The following is a 15,802-nucleotide window of genomic DNA, read 5'->3' as shown; positions in this document are numbered from 1 at the left end:
TCGGCGACACCGACGCAGCGAAGCGGCCCTGGCGGCGATACAGCTCGATGATCCGCGCCACATCCTGCCGCACCGCGGTGCGGGTGAAGATCTGCCGCGGCGCGAGCTTCACTTCCTTCCTGAGCTTGTCTTCCTTCAGCCGCTTGTTGCCCTCGTAGAGCACCCGGTTGATCACCGGATTCTCCCGGATCCGCAGCACGATGTCGCCCGTCTCCGCGCCGCTGATCGTCACATCGGCAAACAGGTCGCTCGCGTAGAGATCCTTGATCGCCTGGTCGAGCGTCTCGTTGGTGAAGGCCTGGCCGGTGCGCAGCTTGGTATAGGACAGCACCGTCTCGGGCTCGATGCGCTGCGATCCCTCCACCCGAAGCGACGTGATCGTACGGACGATGGGCGGCGCCACCGGTGCCGGGGCGGGTGGCGTCTGCGCTGCCGCATCCGTTGCCGGAGCCTCCGGCGCAGACTGGGCGAACGCCGCGATCGGCATGCCTGAGAGCATCGTCCCTGCCATGAGCAGGGCGGTGGCCCGAGCGCCGAAATTCTTAACCTTGATCGCTGTCACTATTCCACCCCAGTCGGAGAATTTCGCGGGCCGTATGCTGGCGCCTGCCCTGCCTCAACCACGTCAGCCGATCAACCCGGCCAAATTATTCCACAAGCCGAACGAACCCAGATCGTTGAACGTCACGAGCAGCATTAATGCCAGCAAGGCAGCGAGACCGCCTCGGAACGCCCACTCCTGCACCTGCGGCTCGACGGGCTTACGCCGCACCGCTTCGATCGCGTAGAAAAACAAATGACCGCCATCCAGCATCGGGACTGGCAACAAGTTGATGAATCCCAGATTAATGGAGACCAAGGCAATCAACCAGACAAAGGCATCCGCACCCAGCGCCATCTGCTCACCCGAAACCCTGGCGATAGTGAGCGGCCCGCCAAGCTCACGGACCGAACGCTGTCCGACAATGATCTGACCAATCCCCTGCGCCATCATGCCGACAATTTGGCTCGTGCGGCGTACGCCGACGCCGGGCGCGTCAATGATACTAATCCGCGGCCGATTGATGCCAAGCAGGCCGACCGCTATCGCCTTACCGGAACGGTCGGCCAGCTGCCGCGTCCCGATGGTGACCTGGACGGTCCGCGGAACACCTTCGTGCTCGAATGTCACCCGTGTCCGCGTGTTTGGGCGGGGCGCCACATAGCTCACCATGTCCGCAAAGGTTGCGACGGGCTGGCCGTCAAACGCGGTAATATGATCGCCCTCTTCGATGCCGGCGACGGCGGCGGCGCTACCGGCCGTAATCTGTCCCGCGACCGAGCTTGCGCCGGGGTCTCCAACCACCAGCGCGAATCCAGAAAGAATGACGATCGCCACCAGGAAGTTCATCACCGGACCGGCCGCAACGATGATCGCGCGTTGCCACACCGGCTTGCTCGGAAAGGTCTGGGCGCGCTGCTCGGGCGGCAGCATCAGCCACTCGGCGTCGGGCTGGCTCGCCGCGTTCATGTCGCCGGCGAAGCGCACATAGCCGCCAAGCGGCAATGCGCTGAACTTCCAGCGGGTGCCGCGCTTGTCGGTCACGCCGAACACTTCCTTGCCGAAGCCGATCGAGAAGACCTCGGCCTTCACGCCGAACAGGCGCCCGGCGAGGTAATGTCCGAGCTCGTGCAGGAACACGAGCGGCCCGATGACGAGCGCGAACGCGAGGATCGTGAACAACAGGCCGGGGCTATGGATCAAACGACGCAGTCCTTTACACGCTCGCCCGCGAGCCTTCTCGCTTCACCGTCCACCTGAAGTACGGCATCGAGCGTCTCTGGCGCAGGCGGATCGTAGCAGCTGAGGGTATCGGCGACGATTGCGGCAATTTCGAGGAAGCCGATGCGGCGCCCGAGGAAAGCGGCAACCGCCACCTCGTTCGCCGCATTGAGGATCGCGGGGCGCGCGCCGCCCGCGTCGAGGGCCTGGCGGGCAAGTGCCAGCGCGGGGAAGCGCACCGGATCGGGCGCTTCGAAATCGAGCCGGCCAATGCCAACCAGGTCGAGCGGCGCCATCGGCGCCTCCATCCGATCGGGCCAGGCGAGGCAGTGCGCGATCGGCGTGCGCATGTCAGGCGGGCCAAGCTGGGCCAGCACCGAGCCGTCGACATATTCGACCATCGAATGAATCACCGACTGGCGATGCAGGATGATCTCGATCCGGTCATGCGCCACCGGGAACAGCCGCGCCGCCTCGATCAGTTCGAGGCCCTTGTTCATCATCGTCGCCGAATCGATCGAGATCTTGGCGCCCATCGACCAGTTGGGATGCGCGACCGCCTGTTCGATGGTGACGGCCCGCATCGCCTCGGTCGGCCAGTCGCGGAAAGGCCCGCCGCTCGCGGTCAGGATGATCCGGCGCACCCGGTTCGCGCGCGCGAAATCGAAGCACTGGAAAATGGCATTATGCTCGGAATCGGCCGGCAGGAGCGTGGCACCGTGGCGCGCCGCGGCGGCGAGGATCACCTCACCCGCCGAAACCAGGGGCTCCTTGTTGGCGAGCACGACGGTACCGCCCTGCTCGACCGCCGCCATCACCGGCTCAAGCCCGGCACAGCCGACGATCGCCGCCATCGTCCAGTCGGCGCCCATCGCCGCCGCCTCGAGCAATGCGGCATTGCCGCCCGCGGTTTCGATTCCCGTGCCGGCAAGCGCAGCGCGCAGGTCGCCCAGACAGGATTCGTCCGCAACCACAGCGCGCTTCGCGTTGGTGCGGATCGCCGCCTTGGCGAGCTTTTCCGCATCGCAATTGGCGGTGAGCGCGAGCACCTGGAAACGATCCGGCTCGCGCTCGACCAGATCGAGGGTCGAACCGCCGACCGATCCGGTCGCGCCTAGGATGGTGACTGTCTTCATGCGTAGAATTTCGGCAGGATCACCAGCAGGGCCGCGACGGGCGCCACGGGCACCAGCCCGTCGAGCCGATCGAGAATGCCGCCGTGACCGGGCAGGATGTGGCTGCTGTCCTTGACGCCCGCGCGGCGCTTCAGCCAGCTCTCGAACAGGTCGCCGCCCTGCGCCAGCACCGCGAGGACCGGGGTGGCGAGCGTCAGGCGCCACGGCAGGCCATATTCGACATGCATGACTGCGCCGAACGCGCTGGCGGCGATCACGCCGCCGACAAGGCCCGCCCAGGTCTTGTTCGGGCTGATCGCCGGGGCGAGCTTGGGCCCGCCGATTGCCCGGCCGGTGAAATAGGCGCCGATATCGCAGGCCCAGACCAACGCCAGCGTCCAGAGCGTAAAGACCACGCCCTCCTCCTGCCGGCGAATGAGCAGCAGCGCGAGGATCGGCAGCCCGGCATAGACAGCGCCCGCCGCAAGCGTCGGGCGACGGGTGATGATGACGATGAAGAAGAAGGCGGCGCCGATGAGTCCCAGCGCCAGGAACCCCGGTCCGGCCGCGATCGGGGGGGGCGCCATGATCGCGAGCGGCGCGACGAGCGCGAAACGGGCGAGCCTCCGCTGTGTCGCCGGCGCACCGTCGAGATCAGCCCATTCGCCGATCATCAGCAGGCCGAGCATTGCGCACAGCACCCAGAAGATCAGCCCGCCAAACCACAGGGCCGCGATGGCGACCGTGATCATCGCGACTCCAGCCACCGTCCGGATCGGAAGGTCTGACTGGCGTGCGGGCGGTGCGGGCTCGCTCACAGGCCCCCGAAACGGCGCTGGCGGCTGCTGAACGCCGCCACTGCGTCGGCAAAGGTCGCTGCATCGAAATCGGGCCAGAGCGTATCGACAAACAGCAATTCGGCATAGGCGGCCTGCCACAACAGGAAATTGGAAAGCCGGATTTCGCCCGAGGTCCGGATCAGCAGATCGAGCGGCGGCAGGTCGCTCGTGTCGAGCTCGGCCTCGATCGCTGCCTCGTCGATCATCGCCGGATCGATCGTTCCGTCGCGCGCCTTTTCCGCGAGGCGGCGCGCCGCCGCGGCGATTTCGGCCTGGGCGCCATAGTTCAGCGCGATCACCAGGATCGGTCCATCATTGGCCGCGGTGCGGGCAATGGCGTCCTCCACCAGGGCAACCAGATCCGGCGAGAACCGCCGATAATCGCCGATTACCCGAAGCCGAACATTCTCGCGGACCATCTCGTCGATGTCAGTACGAATGAACAGGCGCAGCAGCCCCATCAAATCGCTGACCTCGTCCTCGGGGCGGCGCCAATTCTCCGAGGAAAAGGCATAAAGCGTCAGCGCCTCGATCCCCATCGCGCGGGCGGCACGCGTGACCCGGCGCACTGCCTCGACGCCCTGGCGGTGCCCGGCGATGCGCGGCAGATGCCGCTTCTTCGCCCAGCGGCCATTGCCGTCCATGATGATCGCGACATGGCGCGGCAACAGCGCCGAGCCGCCGGCCGAAACAGGTGCCGTGGCGGGCCGCGAGCTCACTTGCCCAGGATTTCCTTTTCCTTGGCGGTCGCCGTCGCGTCGATGTCGGCGATCGTGCTGTCGGTCAGCTTCTGGACCTCGGTCTCGTGACGCTTGCGCTCGTCCTCGCCGAACAGCCCCTTCTTCTCGTCGATCTTAAGGCTGTCCATGCCGTCGCGGCGCACATTGCGCGCGGCGATTCGTGCCTTTTCGGCATATTGACCAGCCAGCTTGGCGAGCTCCTTGCGGCGCTCCTCGGTCAGGTCCGGGATCGGCAGGCGCAAGGTGGTGCCGTCGACGATCGGGTTGAGGCCGAGACCGGCCGAGCGGATCGCCTTGTCGGCCGGGCCGACATTGGATTTGTCCCACACCTGCACCGACAGCATCCGTGGCTCGGGCGCCGAGACGGTAGCGATCTGGTTCAGCGGCATGTGCGACCCATAGACCTCGACGGTCACCGGATCGAGCAGCGACGTCGATGCGCGGCCGGTACGGAGACCGCCGAGATCATGCTTGAGTGCCTCGACGCTGCCGGCCATGCGGCGCTCGAGATCGGCCTTGTCATAAGCGGCCATGCTGCTCCTCCATTTCCATGTTTCTGACTATCGTCGACGTGCCCTCGCCGCGGAGGACAGCCGCAAGATTGCCCTCGCCGCGGATATTGAACACGACGATCGGAATATCATTATCACGGCAAAGCGCGATCGCCGCCGCATCCATCACCTTCAGATTGTCGGCGAGCACGCGATCGAAGCTGAGGCTCTCGTAGCGCGTCGCGCCCGGCACCTTCTTCGGATCGGCATCGTAGACGCCGTCGACGCTGGTGCCCTTCAGCAGCGCGTCGCAATTCATCTCGGCGGCGCGAAGCGCGGCGGCAGTATCGGTGGTGAAAAAGGGATTGCCGGTGCCGGCGGCGAAAATCACGATCCGGCCCTTCTCGATGTGCCGCTCGGCGCGGCGACGGATATAGGGCTCGCACACGCTCGACATCGGGATCGCTGACTGGACGCGGGTCTCGACCCCGAGCTTTTCGAGCGCGTTCTGGACCGCCAGCGCATTCATCACCGTCGCGAGCATGCCCATATAATCGGCGCTGGTGCGGTCGAAACCGGCCGCCGCGGCAGCAAGACCGCGAAAGATGTTGCCGCCGCCGACGACGAGACACAATTCATGCCCGGCCGCCTTGGCCGCGGCCACTTCGCCAGCGACACGGTCGACGGTCGCCGGGTCGATACCGAACTGGCCCGGTCCCATCAGGACCTCGCCCGACAATTTCAGCAAAATGCGTTTGAAGCGCGGAATAATCATGGTTCCATCAAGCTGAGGCGGGGCGGCGCGGACCTTAGTAGGCGCGCGGGGCGATTGGAAGCGCGGAAACCGTGCAGATTTTGGGGGGCATCCGGAGAAGGCGGGCGCCGAGAATCCTTCTCCCAGCGGGAGTTTTGGCGAGCACCGGGTCGAAAGGCCCCCCGGGCCTTCCTAAACCATGCCGGGGGCACGGTTTACCCGGCGCTCGACAAAACTGGTGGCGCAAAGCGCCGGATGAGGGCGAGTGCGGGTCGAGACACTAACCGGTGTCACCCTCACCCTTCCCATCGCTACGCGACAGGCCCCTCCCCCTCTCCCGCTGGGAGAGGGAAAAATTACGGTCAGCTCAGCCCTTGGCCGCCGCGGCAACCTCAGCCGCAAAGTCAGAGACTTCCTTCTCGATGCCTTCGCCGAGCTGGAAGCGGACATAGTCCTTGAGCACGATCGTCTTGCCGGCGGCCTTGGCTGCGTTGGCGACGACGTCCGAGATCTTCGTCTTGCCGTCCATTACCAGCAGCTGGCTGACCAGGGCATTCTCCTTGCGATACTTGGCGATCGCGCCGTCGACCATCTTGGCCACGATGTCGGCGGGCTTGCCGGATTCGGCAGCCTTCTCGGTCGCGATCGCACGCTCGCGCGCGACGATCTCCGGGTCGAGATCCTCTTCGTTCAGCGCGAGCGGGAAAGCGGCCGCGATGTGCATCGCGATCTGCTTGCCGAGCGGCTCGAGCACGTCGGCACCGGCATCGCTCTCGAGCGCGACCAGCACGCCGATCTTGCCGAGGCCCGGGGCGGCCGCATTGTGGACATAAGGCACGATCGCGCCCGAGGTCACTTCGAGGCGCTTGGCGCGGCGGATCGTCTGGTTCTCGCCGATCGTCGCGATGTTGTTGGTCAGCACTTCCTCGACCGTCTTGTCGCCGAGCGGGGCGGCCTTGATCGTCTCGATCGAATCGCCGAGCTCGAGCGCGACCGAGGTCACGTCGCGGACAAAGGTCTGGAACTGGACGTTCTTGGCGACGAAATCGGTCTCCGAATTGACTTCGACAGCGGCGCCCTTGGTGCCGGAAACCTCGATGCCGACCAGGCCTTCAGCGGCGGTGCGGCTCGACTTCTTGGCGGCCGAGGCAAGGCCCTTGGTGCGCAGCCAGTCCATGGCGGCGGTCATGTCGCCGCCGGTCTCGGTCAGCGCCTTCTTGCAATCCATCATGCCCGCGCCGCTCTTCTCGCGCAGGTCCTTCACCGCTGCTGCCGTGATCTCGGCCATGTCTGTGGTCCTCTTGTGCTCTGGATATGGTTGCGGACGGGGAAAGGCTTGCGCCCTACCCCGTCCGTATTTCAGTTCAGCGACGCTCAGGCGTCGAGCTGGCGCTCTTCTTCGGCAGCCATCTCGGGCGCTGCGTCTTCAGTCGCCGGAGCGGCTGTCTCAACCGGAGCCGGCGTGAAGTCGATCGCCTCGACCGGCTCGGCAGCGGCAGGCGCCGGTGCGACGGTCAGCGCTTCCTCGACGGGCGGTGCCTCCATCGCGCCGACATCGACGCGGCGGGCCATCTGCTCGTTGCCGCCGCGGGTCGCTGCGATCGCGATCGCCTCGCAATAGAGGCGGATGGCGCGGCTTGCGTCGTCATTGGCGGGCACCGGGAAAGCGATGCCGTCCGGCGACACGTTCGAATCGAGGATCGCGACGACCGGGATGCCAAGCGTGTTGGCTTCCTTGATCGCCAGCTCTTCCTTGTTGGCGTCGATCACGAACATCACGTCCGGGATGCCGCCCATGTCGCGGATGCCGCCGAGCGAAAGCTCGAGCTTGTCTTTCTCGCGGGTGAGCTGGAGCACTTCCTTCTTGGTCAGGCCGTGCGTGTCGCCCGAAAGCTGCTCCTCGAGCGTCTTGAGGCGCTTGATCGAGTTGGAGATGGTCTTCCAGTTGGTGAGCATGCCGCCCAGCCAGCGATGGTTGACGAAATGCTGGCCCGAGCGGCGCGCCGCGTCGGCGACGGGCTCCTGTGCCTGGCGCTTGGTGCCGACGAACAGCACCTTGCCGCCGGCAGCGACCGAAGCGTTGACGAATTCCAGAGCGCGCGCGAACAGCGGCACGGTCTGCGAAAGATCGAGGATATGGACGCCGTTGCGGTCGCCAAAGATGTATGGCTTCATCTTCGGGTTCCAGCGATGGGTCTGGTGGCCGAAATGCGCGCCCGTTTCGAGCAATTGCTGCATGGTGACGACTGGAGCCGCCATAGGATAGTTCCTTTCCGGTTGTGCCTCTGGGAAGCGAGTAATCGGAGACGAGCCCCGACACCGGCTATGTGTGCTTCCCATGCGGTGTGAAGGCGCGCCCTCTAGCGGAGGGCTTCGCGCAAATCAAGCGTTGACAAAGGGAACACTAAGGGAACATATAGTGTCCATAGCAGGGATAGGGAACGGAACGGGACCGATCCGGGTTTTACCGGTTCTGTTTCCACTCACGGAATCAGGGAGTTGGGCAAATGGCGGCATTATTCGGAACCATGGTTTTCGCTGCAGCTTTTGCGGCAGTGATTGGTGTGCTGGCTTTCACCCTTGTCCCTGCAGTACCGCGAATCGCCGCGCTTCTCCGCGGTGAAGCCGATCCGGCCCTCTACACCAGGCCCATGCTGATTCTCAGTGATCGCCAGCTTCGGGCACGGGTTCGTCCGGTGGCGATGAGAGCGGCTGCGCCTCGGCCGCAGGCGTGCCGCGCAGCCGCCTGACGCGACCATAGCTGCGGATGCTGAACGGAATGGTCGCGAGATAGCCGACGCAAATCACCGACAGGGTGTGCCATGGCGCCGAGATGAGCGCGGCACCGAGAAGGACGACGACCACGATCGCCTCGAAGCGGATATGATGGCGCAGCTTCAGCGACGACCAGCTGAAGGTCGCTACGCTCGACACCATCAGCGAGGCAATGAAGCCGACCCAGGGCACGACGAGCCAGGGCGAGCGCAGAAAGGCCGCGTCGCTGACGAATGACACGTAAATCGGCAGCATCGCCAGTCCCGCGCCCGCCGGCGCAGGAATGCCTGTCAGGAATCCGGCTGATTTGTGCGGCTGCTCGCTGACATCGATATTGGCGTTGAACCGCGCGAGGCGAAGCGCGCAGAACACCGCGAACACGAGCGCGACGAGCCAGCCCACGCGCGGGATGCCGCGCAATGACCAGAGATAGAGGATCAGCGCAGGCGAGACGCCGAACGAAATCGCGTCGGACAGCGAATCGAGCTCAGCGCCGAAACGGCTTTCGCCGCGCACCAGACGAGCGACCGTGCCATCCAGACCGTCGAGCACGCCCGCGATCATGATCATCGTCACCGCCGTCTCCCACTCGGCGGAAATCGCATAGCGGATGCCGGTGAGGCCGAAGCACAAGGCGAGCGCAGTGACCGCATTGGGAGCGACGGCGCGAAGCGGGAGGCCGCGCTGGGTGCGGCGTCGCAAGGGGCGCCTCATCGCGCCGCCCAGATATGGTCGGTCACTGCCCGAGCCTCATTGGGCTATACCGGTCGCAGCGCTCGCGCCGGCCCGGCCGAGGACGGTTTCGCCGGCGACGCTGCGCTGGCCGAGCGCGACCTGTGGGGCGATATCGTCGGGGAGATAGACATCGACCCGGCTGCCGAAGCGGATCAGCCCGATTCGCTGGCCTGCGGCGACCATGTCGCCCGGCTTGACGAACGGCACGATTCGCCGCGCGAGCTGGCCCGCGATCTGGGTGAAGCCGATCCGCCGCGCGTTGCCGTCTGCGTCGGGGCGCCCCTCGACGACGATATGTTGGCGCTCATTGTCCTCGCTCGCCTTGTCGAGGCTGGCGTTGACGAACTTGCCCGAAATATAAACGACCTGGCGGATCGTTCCGGCAATCGGCGCGCGGTTGATATGGACGTCGAACACCGACATGAAAATCGAGACGCGGACCAGCGGCGCATCGCCAAGGCCGTTTTCGCCGGCCAGTTCACGCGGCACGGGGACGCGCTCGATCATCGTGATCAGCCCGTCGGCGGGCGCGATGATCAGCCCATCGCCCTGCGGCGTGACACGGACCGGGTCGCGGAAGAACAGCGCGACCCAGAGCGTCAGCCCGGCCAGCGGCCAGAAGGCGAACCAGCCAAACCACCAATAGCCCAGCATCGCCAGCGCGCCGGCGATGAAGACGAATTTGCGCCCCTCGGGGTGCATTTCCGGCACGCGCCATCTGATGGTGGGAGTGCCGACGGGCGGCGCATCGAGTGAAGCCATCGACGCGGTCTATCCGCTGTGCGCCGCCAAGACAATGTCGGCTGAAGAGCAACCGTTCGCGCCCGACCCCCGTGCTACCCCGCGCTGATCAATCTCATCGCACATGTTGATCCGCGCGAGTCTTGCCCCTAGACGCTCCCCGAAACCTCCCTTCCGGAAAGCGAATATCGATGGCGAAGATCAAGGTGAAGACGCCTGTCGTGGAGATCGACGGCGACGAAATGACTCGGATCATCTGGCAATGGATCCGCGAGCGCCTGATTCTCCCCTATCTCGATATCGATCTCGATTATTACGATCTGAGCATCCAGAAGCGCGACGAGACCGACGACAAGATCACGGTCGACAGCGCCAAGGCGATCCAGAAATATGGCGTCGGCGTGAAATGCGCGACGATCACGCCCGATGAAGCCCGCGTCGAGGAATTCCATCTCAAGAAGATGTGGAAATCGCCCAACGGCACGATCCGCAACATCCTGGGCGGCGTCGTCTTCCGCGAGCCGATCGTGATGAAGAACGTCCCTCGCCTGATCCCGAGCTGGACTCACCCGATCGTCGTCGGCCGCCATGCGTTCGGCGACCAGTATCGCGCGACCGATTACCGCGTCCCCGGCCCCGGCAAGCTTCGCCTCGTCTTCGAAGGCGATGACGGCACGGTGATCGACGAGGAAGTGTTCCAGTTCCCGTCCTCGGGCGTCGCGATGGCGATGTACAATCTAGATGATTCGATCCGCGACTTCGCCCGCGCCTCGATGCATTACGGCCTCAACCTGAAATGGCCGGTCTATCTCTCGACCAAGAACACCATCCTCAAGGCCTATGACGGCCGCTTCAAGGATCTATTCGCCGAGGTTTTCGAGGCCGAATTCAAGGACAAGTTCAAGGAAGCCGGCATCGTCTATGAGCATCGCCTGATCGACGACATGGTCGCGTCGGCGCTCAAATGGCACGGCGAGTTCGTCTGGGCCTGCAAGAATTACGACGGCGACGTCCAGTCCGATCAGGTCGCGCAAGGCTTCGGCTCGCTCGGCCTGATGACCTCGGTGCTGCTCACGCCGGACGGCAAGACGGTCGAAGCCGAGGCCGCGCACGGCACCGTCACCCGCCATTTCCGCATGCACGAGCAGGGCAAGGCGACCTCGACCAACCCGATCGCCTCGATCTTCGCCTGGACCGGCGGCCTGAAATATCGCGGCAAGTTCGACGGCACCCCCGAAGTGACCGAGTTCGCTGAATTGCTCGAAAAGGTCTGCGTCGACACGGTGGAGAGCGGCCACATGACCAAGGATCTCGCCATCCTGATCGGCCCCGATCAGCCCTGGATGACGACCGAGCAGTTCTTCGAGCAGGTCCGCGTCAATCTCGAAGCGCGGATGGGCAGCCAGTAACGCCGCCGATCCCGCACAATCCTCCCCCGCGAGGGGGAGGTGGCGCCGAAGGCGACGGAGGGGGAGGAAGCGATGCGGCTCGAGGGGTCTCCCAGCGGCAAACGCAATGCGAAGCGCCTGCGCAAGGAAATGACGTCGCCGGAGATCGGACTCTGGCTCGCCCTGCGCCGGAATGAGGCCGGATTGCGTTTTCGCAAACAGCACGCCGTCGACGATTACGTTCTCGATTTCTATTGCGCGCCCGCGAGACTCGCAATCGAGGTCGACGGCGAGGCGCACGGCCGTGGCGACAGGCCGACGCGAGATACCGTTCGCGACGCATGGCTCATGTCGCAGGGTTTGCGCGTGTTGCGGTATCCGGCCACTCGTCCTGTCCAACCTGGAAGATGTGGTAAGACAGATCATGGCAATCGCCCTCGAGCGACGGCGCCAATTCGAGGGTTGACCGCCGCCCTCCCCCTCCGACGCCTTCGGCGCCACCTCCCCCTGGCGGGGGAGGATCGGAGAGACGCCGATCTGTGGGTCTACTGCCGCCCAGACACCTTTTTTTCGTGCGCCGGAAAACTCGGGCACATATTCAACGCACGGCGTCCGCCTCGGGCGACCGCACATGCTCGGGCCGGAACCCCATTCCCACCACCCGCGCCGGGATGCGCCGCAACAGCTCGATCCGGTCGAGCAGCCGCGCGAACAGCGGCGGCCCGTCGAGCGCCACCGTGCTGGCCAGCACGGGCTCGACGATATTGTCCTGCACCAGCTTCTGCATGCCCTGGGTCAGCTTCACGGCGCGGATTCGGCGGTCATGGACCTTGTGGAGCAAGGGATCGGGATCAGTACCCGCCGCCATCGGCCCGGCCAGCAGATTGGCGGCCGCGACCGCATCCTGGATGGCGAGGTTGATCCCGACCCCGCCGATCGGCGACATCGCATGCGCCGCGTCGCCGATCACCAGCAGCCCGGGCCTGTCCCATTTCTCGAGCCGGTCGACGGTCACCGTCAGCAGCTTGACGTCGTCCCAGCTCGTCACCCCCTCGTCGACCGTCGCGGTTTCCGGCCCGATCGCGCGCACCCTGTCCCGGAACGCTGCAATCCCCTCCCCGCGGATCGTTTCAGCTGCCCCCTTGGGGAAAACGAAGGCGCATTGATAATAGTCGCCGCGATCGATCAGCACGAAGACACGGCCGGTATCGAACACGCCCATGCTGTCATTCTCGGGCTCGGCGCTTTTCGGAATGCGGAACCAGAACACGTCCATCGGCGCGCCGATATCGACATGCGGCAGCCCCGCCCGGAAATGCGAATCGCGTCCGTCACAGGCGATGACGAGCCCGGCGCGGACTTCGCCCCCGTCTTTCGTGCGGACACCGGCGACACGGCCGCCTTCCTCAATCAGCCCGATCGCCGCGCAATTCTGCCGCAGCGAGAAGGCCGGCAGGCGCCGCCCGGCCTCGGCGACGAAATTCAGGAAATCCCATTGCGGCATCAGCGCGATGAACGGCGCCGGCACGTTGAGATGCCTGAAATCGGCAATCTTCACGACCTTGCCGCCGATCCGGCCGCTCAATTGCTCGGCCTTGTTGTGCGGGCGCTTCAGCAGTTCCTCGAGCAGGCCGAGCTCATCGAAGATCCGCAACGTCGAGGGATGGACCGTGTCGCCGCGAAAATCGCGCAGGAAGTCGCCATGTTTCTCGAGCACCAGAGTCTTCACCCCCGCACGGGCGAACAGCAGCCCAGCGACCATCCCCGCGGGCCCGCCACCGATGATCACCACATCTGTTTCAGTCATCGGCTGACAAACCTCTTTCGCTGTGGTCAGGTGGGGCAATGGCGTTGGGATTGGACAATAAGGGATTCAGCGACGCGCTGGTGATCCTCGGGGCGGCCGGGCTGGTGATTCCCGCCTTCGCCCGATTGAAGATCAGCCCGGTGATCGGCTTCATTCTGGTCGGCCTCCTGGTCGGCCCGTCGGGCCTCGGCGCGCTCGTCGGCGATTATCCCTGGCTCTACTACATCACGATCTCGGACGCACATGCGATCGAGCCTTTCGCCGAGTTCGGCATCATCCTGCTGCTCTTCTCGATCGGGCTCGAACTGTCGTTGAAACGCCTCTGGTCGATGCGAAGCCTCGTCTTCGGCACGGGTGCGGCCGAGCTGATCGGATCGGCGCTGATCATCGGCCTCGCCGTCCATCTCGCCACCGGCCAGGGCTGGACCGGCGCGATCGGTCTCGGCTTCGCGCTTGCCTTGTCCTCGACCGCGCTCGTGCTGCCGATCGCCGGCACGACCAGCCCGGTCGGCCGGTCAGCCTTCGCGATGCTGCTGTTCGAGGATCTCGCGCTCGTCCCCATCATCTTCGCCCTGGCGGCGCTCGGCCCCGGCGCTGGCGGCGGCTGGATCCCGATCCTCGGCGTGGTCGGGCGCGGCGTGCTGACGGTGGCCGCCATGTTCGTCGGCGGGCGGCTCCTCCTGCCGCGCCTGTTCGCCCAGGCGGCGCGCACCAAGAGCCCCGAGCTGTTCCTCGCCGCCTCCCTGCTCGTCGTGATCGTCGCCAGCCTCGCGACCACGGCGGTCGGGCTGTCGCCGATCGTGGGTGCCCTGCTTGCCGGCGTGCTGATTGCCGAGACCGATTATCACAGCGAGGTCGAGGTGATGACGGCCCCCTTCAAGGGGCTGGCGCTGGGCGTGTTCCTGATCACGGTCGGCATGAGCCTCGACCTGCGCATGATCCTCGACAACTGGGTTCCGTTGACGGCGGCGATCACCGCCGTCGTCGTGGTCAAGGCGCTGGTGACCTTCGGTCTGCTGAAATTCGCCGGCATCCGCACCGGCGTCGCGGCCGAGACCGGCGTCCTGATGGGCAGCCCGTCCGAAACCACGCTGATCGTGCTCGGCGCGGCGGCGCAGGCAGCGCTGATCACCGCCGCGACCGCCGGCTTCTGGCAGACGGTGACCGCGATCGGGCTGACCATCACCCCGCTCCTCGCCTGGCTCGGCCGGAAGGCTGCGCGGCGAATCGAGCAGCGCGGCGCGGTGGCGGAGACCGAGATTCCCGCCGCCGGCCCCGGCACCGTGATCATCGGCTTCGGCCGGGTCGGGCGGATGGTGGCCGACATGCTCACGGTACACGGCAAGCCCTTTATTGCGGTCGAGGCCGATATCGACGCGGTCAAGGCAGCCCGCGCCGAGGGCTATCCGGTGATCTTCGGCGATGTCGCCCGCTCCGAGCTGGTCGACAAGCTCGGCCTCGGCCGCGCCGACGCGCTGATCCTGACGATGGACGATCCCGTGCTGAGCGTTCAGCTCACCCGCCGCGTGCGCGGCTGGGTTCCCGGCCTCACGATCGTCGCCCGCGCTCGCGACACGGCGCATGCCGCCGAACTCTACCGCGCCGGCGCTACCGATGCGGTGCCCGAGACGCTCGAAAGCTCGCTGCAATTGTCCGAGGCCGTGCTGGTCGATCTCGGCGTCGCGGTCGGCCCGGTGATCGCCTCGATCCACGAAAAGCGCGACGAATTGCGCAAGGAGATCAAGGGCGCGGCTGACATGGAGCGCCTGCCGCGGCTGCGCCGGGCGCGGATCGCGGCCGGACCTGATCCACAGCGATAAGCAGGCGTCATGTGTGTCCTGGCCCTTGCGTGGCAAGCGCATCCGAAATGGCGGCTCGTCGCGGCCGGCAATCGCGACGAATATCATGCCCGCCCCGCGCAGCCGCTGGAACGCTGGACGGGCCCCGCCTCCCTGCTCGCCGGACGCGACCTCAAATCGGGCGGGACCTGGCTTGGCGTCTCCGAACAAGGGCGCTTCGCCGTCGTCACCAATCTGCGCGGCTATGGCGGCCCTGATCCCGACCGTGCCTCGCGCGGCGCGCTGGTCACTGACTATCTCGCCGGCACCGGTGCCTATGCCGATCTCGACAGCGCGCCGCTCGCCGATTTCAACCCGGTCAACCTGATCGTCGCTGACCGCGAGCAGGCCCGCTTCCTGTCGAACCGGCCCGGCATCGTCAGGACGGCGCTTGCGCCGGGGCTTTACGGCCTGTCCAACGGCGCGCTCGACGAGCCCTGGCCAAAGACGATGCGGCTGAAATCGGCCCTGCTCGACTGGATCATGGCCGATGCCGCCGATCCCGCCCTGCTCTTCGCCGGACTGCGCGAGGAGGTGCTGCCCGATATGGGGATCGATCCGCCAATGCCCTCCGACGTGCCGCAGGAACCGAACCATTCGCCGATCTTCATCCGCAACCCCGTCTATGGCACGCGGTGCAGCACAATCGTCGCGATCGACATGGCCGGCCGTGGGACGATCATCGAACGCCGTTTTTCGCCCGAGGGCGTGGAGACGGGGGAGACGATGCTGTCCTTCAGCTGGCCCGATTAGGCCGTGGACGCCCGACCCTGGTGGAATGCGATCCCGGCAGCTTTCTTCCGGAAACGGCCAACGG

Annotated in this window: 15 protein-coding genes and 1 pseudogene; 4 read left to right on the top strand and 12 right to left on the bottom strand. The window is 65.8% G+C overall.

Features of this window, described 5'->3' with window-relative positions:
* From ABD050_RS04860 to ABD050_RS04810, 11 genes are all read right to left on the bottom strand, one after another.
* The coding region (locus ABD050_RS04860) for a POTRA domain-containing protein (protein ID WP_343888090.1) at nucleotides 1-511 on the bottom strand (511 nt) is incomplete at its 3' end.
* A gap of 114 nt (nucleotides 512-625) precedes the next feature.
* Nucleotides 626-1,744 carry a M50 family metallopeptidase gene (locus ABD050_RS04855; RefSeq protein WP_343888065.1) on the bottom strand — a complete coding sequence of 373 codons (1,119 nt, stop codon included), beginning with the start codon at nucleotides 1,742-1,744 and terminating at the stop codon, nucleotides 626-628.
* Entirely contained in the window at nucleotides 1,741-2,898 is a 1,158-nt protein-coding gene (locus ABD050_RS04850) for a 1-deoxy-D-xylulose-5-phosphate reductoisomerase (RefSeq protein WP_343888064.1), read from the bottom strand. Before ABD050_RS04850 ends, ABD050_RS04855 begins: the two co-directional genes overlap by 4 nt.
* Nucleotides 2,895-3,695, bottom strand: coding sequence for a phosphatidate cytidylyltransferase (locus ABD050_RS04845; protein WP_343888063.1), 801 nt, complete (start codon nucleotides 3,693-3,695; stop codon nucleotides 2,895-2,897). The genes ABD050_RS04850 and ABD050_RS04845 overlap by 4 nt, the downstream gene beginning before the upstream one ends.
* Complete coding sequence (locus ABD050_RS04840; RefSeq protein ID WP_343888062.1) at nucleotides 3,692-4,435, bottom strand: isoprenyl transferase; 744 nt, start codon at nucleotides 4,433-4,435, stop codon at nucleotides 3,692-3,694. Before ABD050_RS04840 ends, ABD050_RS04845 begins: the two co-directional genes overlap by 4 nt.
* A complete protein-coding gene (gene frr, locus ABD050_RS04835) occupies nucleotides 4,432-4,989 on the bottom strand; it encodes a ribosome recycling factor (protein ID WP_343888061.1) in 558 nt (185 codons plus the stop codon). The genes ABD050_RS04840 and frr overlap by 4 nt, the downstream gene beginning before the upstream one ends.
* Complete coding sequence (gene pyrH, locus ABD050_RS04830) at nucleotides 4,976-5,722, bottom strand: UMP kinase (protein ID WP_343888060.1); 747 nt, start codon at nucleotides 5,720-5,722, stop codon at nucleotides 4,976-4,978. The genes frr and pyrH overlap by 14 nt, the downstream gene beginning before the upstream one ends.
* A gap of 346 nt (nucleotides 5,723-6,068) precedes the next feature.
* On the bottom strand, nucleotides 6,069-6,989 hold the full coding sequence (gene tsf, locus ABD050_RS04825; RefSeq protein WP_343888059.1) for a translation elongation factor Ts: 921 nt from the start codon (nucleotides 6,987-6,989) through the stop codon (nucleotides 6,069-6,071).
* 86 nt (nucleotides 6,990-7,075) lie between these two features.
* On the bottom strand, nucleotides 7,076-7,960 hold the full coding sequence (gene rpsB / locus ABD050_RS04820; protein WP_343888058.1) for a 30S ribosomal protein S2: 885 nt from the start codon (nucleotides 7,958-7,960) through the stop codon (nucleotides 7,076-7,078).
* A gap of 402 nt (nucleotides 7,961-8,362) precedes the next feature.
* Nucleotides 8,363-9,190 (bottom strand): CDP-alcohol phosphatidyltransferase family protein, encoded by an 828-nt coding sequence (locus ABD050_RS04815; protein WP_343888057.1) that lies wholly within the window; start codon nucleotides 9,188-9,190, stop codon nucleotides 8,363-8,365.
* 36 nt (nucleotides 9,191-9,226) lie between these two features.
* Nucleotides 9,227-9,973: a phosphatidylserine decarboxylase gene (locus tag ABD050_RS04810; protein ID WP_343888056.1), complete on the bottom strand. Its 747-nt coding sequence runs from the start codon at nucleotides 9,971-9,973 to the stop codon at nucleotides 9,227-9,229.
* A gap of 170 nt (nucleotides 9,974-10,143) precedes the next feature.
* On the opposite strand from ABD050_RS04810, the gene ABD050_RS04805 reads away from it, so the two are divergent.
* Both ABD050_RS04805 and ABD050_RS04800 read left to right on the top strand, forming a co-directional pair.
* On the top strand, nucleotides 10,144-11,361 hold the full coding sequence (locus ABD050_RS04805; protein ID WP_343888055.1) for an NADP-dependent isocitrate dehydrogenase: 1,218 nt from the start codon (nucleotides 10,144-10,146) through the stop codon (nucleotides 11,359-11,361).
* A 72-nt stretch (nucleotides 11,362-11,433) separates the two neighbouring features.
* Nucleotides 11,434-11,661, top strand: a pseudogene (locus ABD050_RS04800) (endonuclease domain-containing protein); the annotation flags it as partial.
* 277 nt (nucleotides 11,662-11,938) lie between these two features.
* Here ABD050_RS04800 and ABD050_RS04795 read toward each other — a convergent pair.
* Nucleotides 11,939-13,147 carry an FAD-dependent oxidoreductase gene (locus ABD050_RS04795; protein WP_343888054.1) on the bottom strand — a complete coding sequence of 403 codons (1,209 nt, stop codon included), beginning with the start codon at nucleotides 13,145-13,147 and terminating at the stop codon, nucleotides 11,939-11,941.
* Between the two features lie 38 nt (nucleotides 13,148-13,185).
* On the opposite strand from ABD050_RS04795, the gene ABD050_RS04790 reads away from it, so the two are divergent.
* Nucleotides 13,186-14,967: a cation:proton antiporter domain-containing protein gene (locus ABD050_RS04790; RefSeq protein ID WP_343888053.1), complete on the top strand. Its 1,782-nt coding sequence runs from the start codon at nucleotides 13,186-13,188 to the stop codon at nucleotides 14,965-14,967.
* Between the two features lie 9 nt (nucleotides 14,968-14,976).
* Nucleotides 14,977-15,738, top strand: a complete 762-nt coding sequence (locus ABD050_RS04785; protein WP_343888051.1) for an NRDE family protein — start codon at nucleotides 14,977-14,979, stop codon at nucleotides 15,736-15,738.
* Nucleotides 15,739-15,802 lie beyond the last annotated feature (64 nt).

Origin of the sequence: Sphingomonas oligophenolica (assembly GCF_039522915.1) — a bacterium.
In the GTDB taxonomy this organism is placed as follows: Bacteria; Pseudomonadota; Alphaproteobacteria; order Sphingomonadales; family Sphingomonadaceae; genus Sphingomonas; species Sphingomonas oligophenolica.
This window is presented reverse-complemented; position numbering and strand designations above follow the sequence as displayed.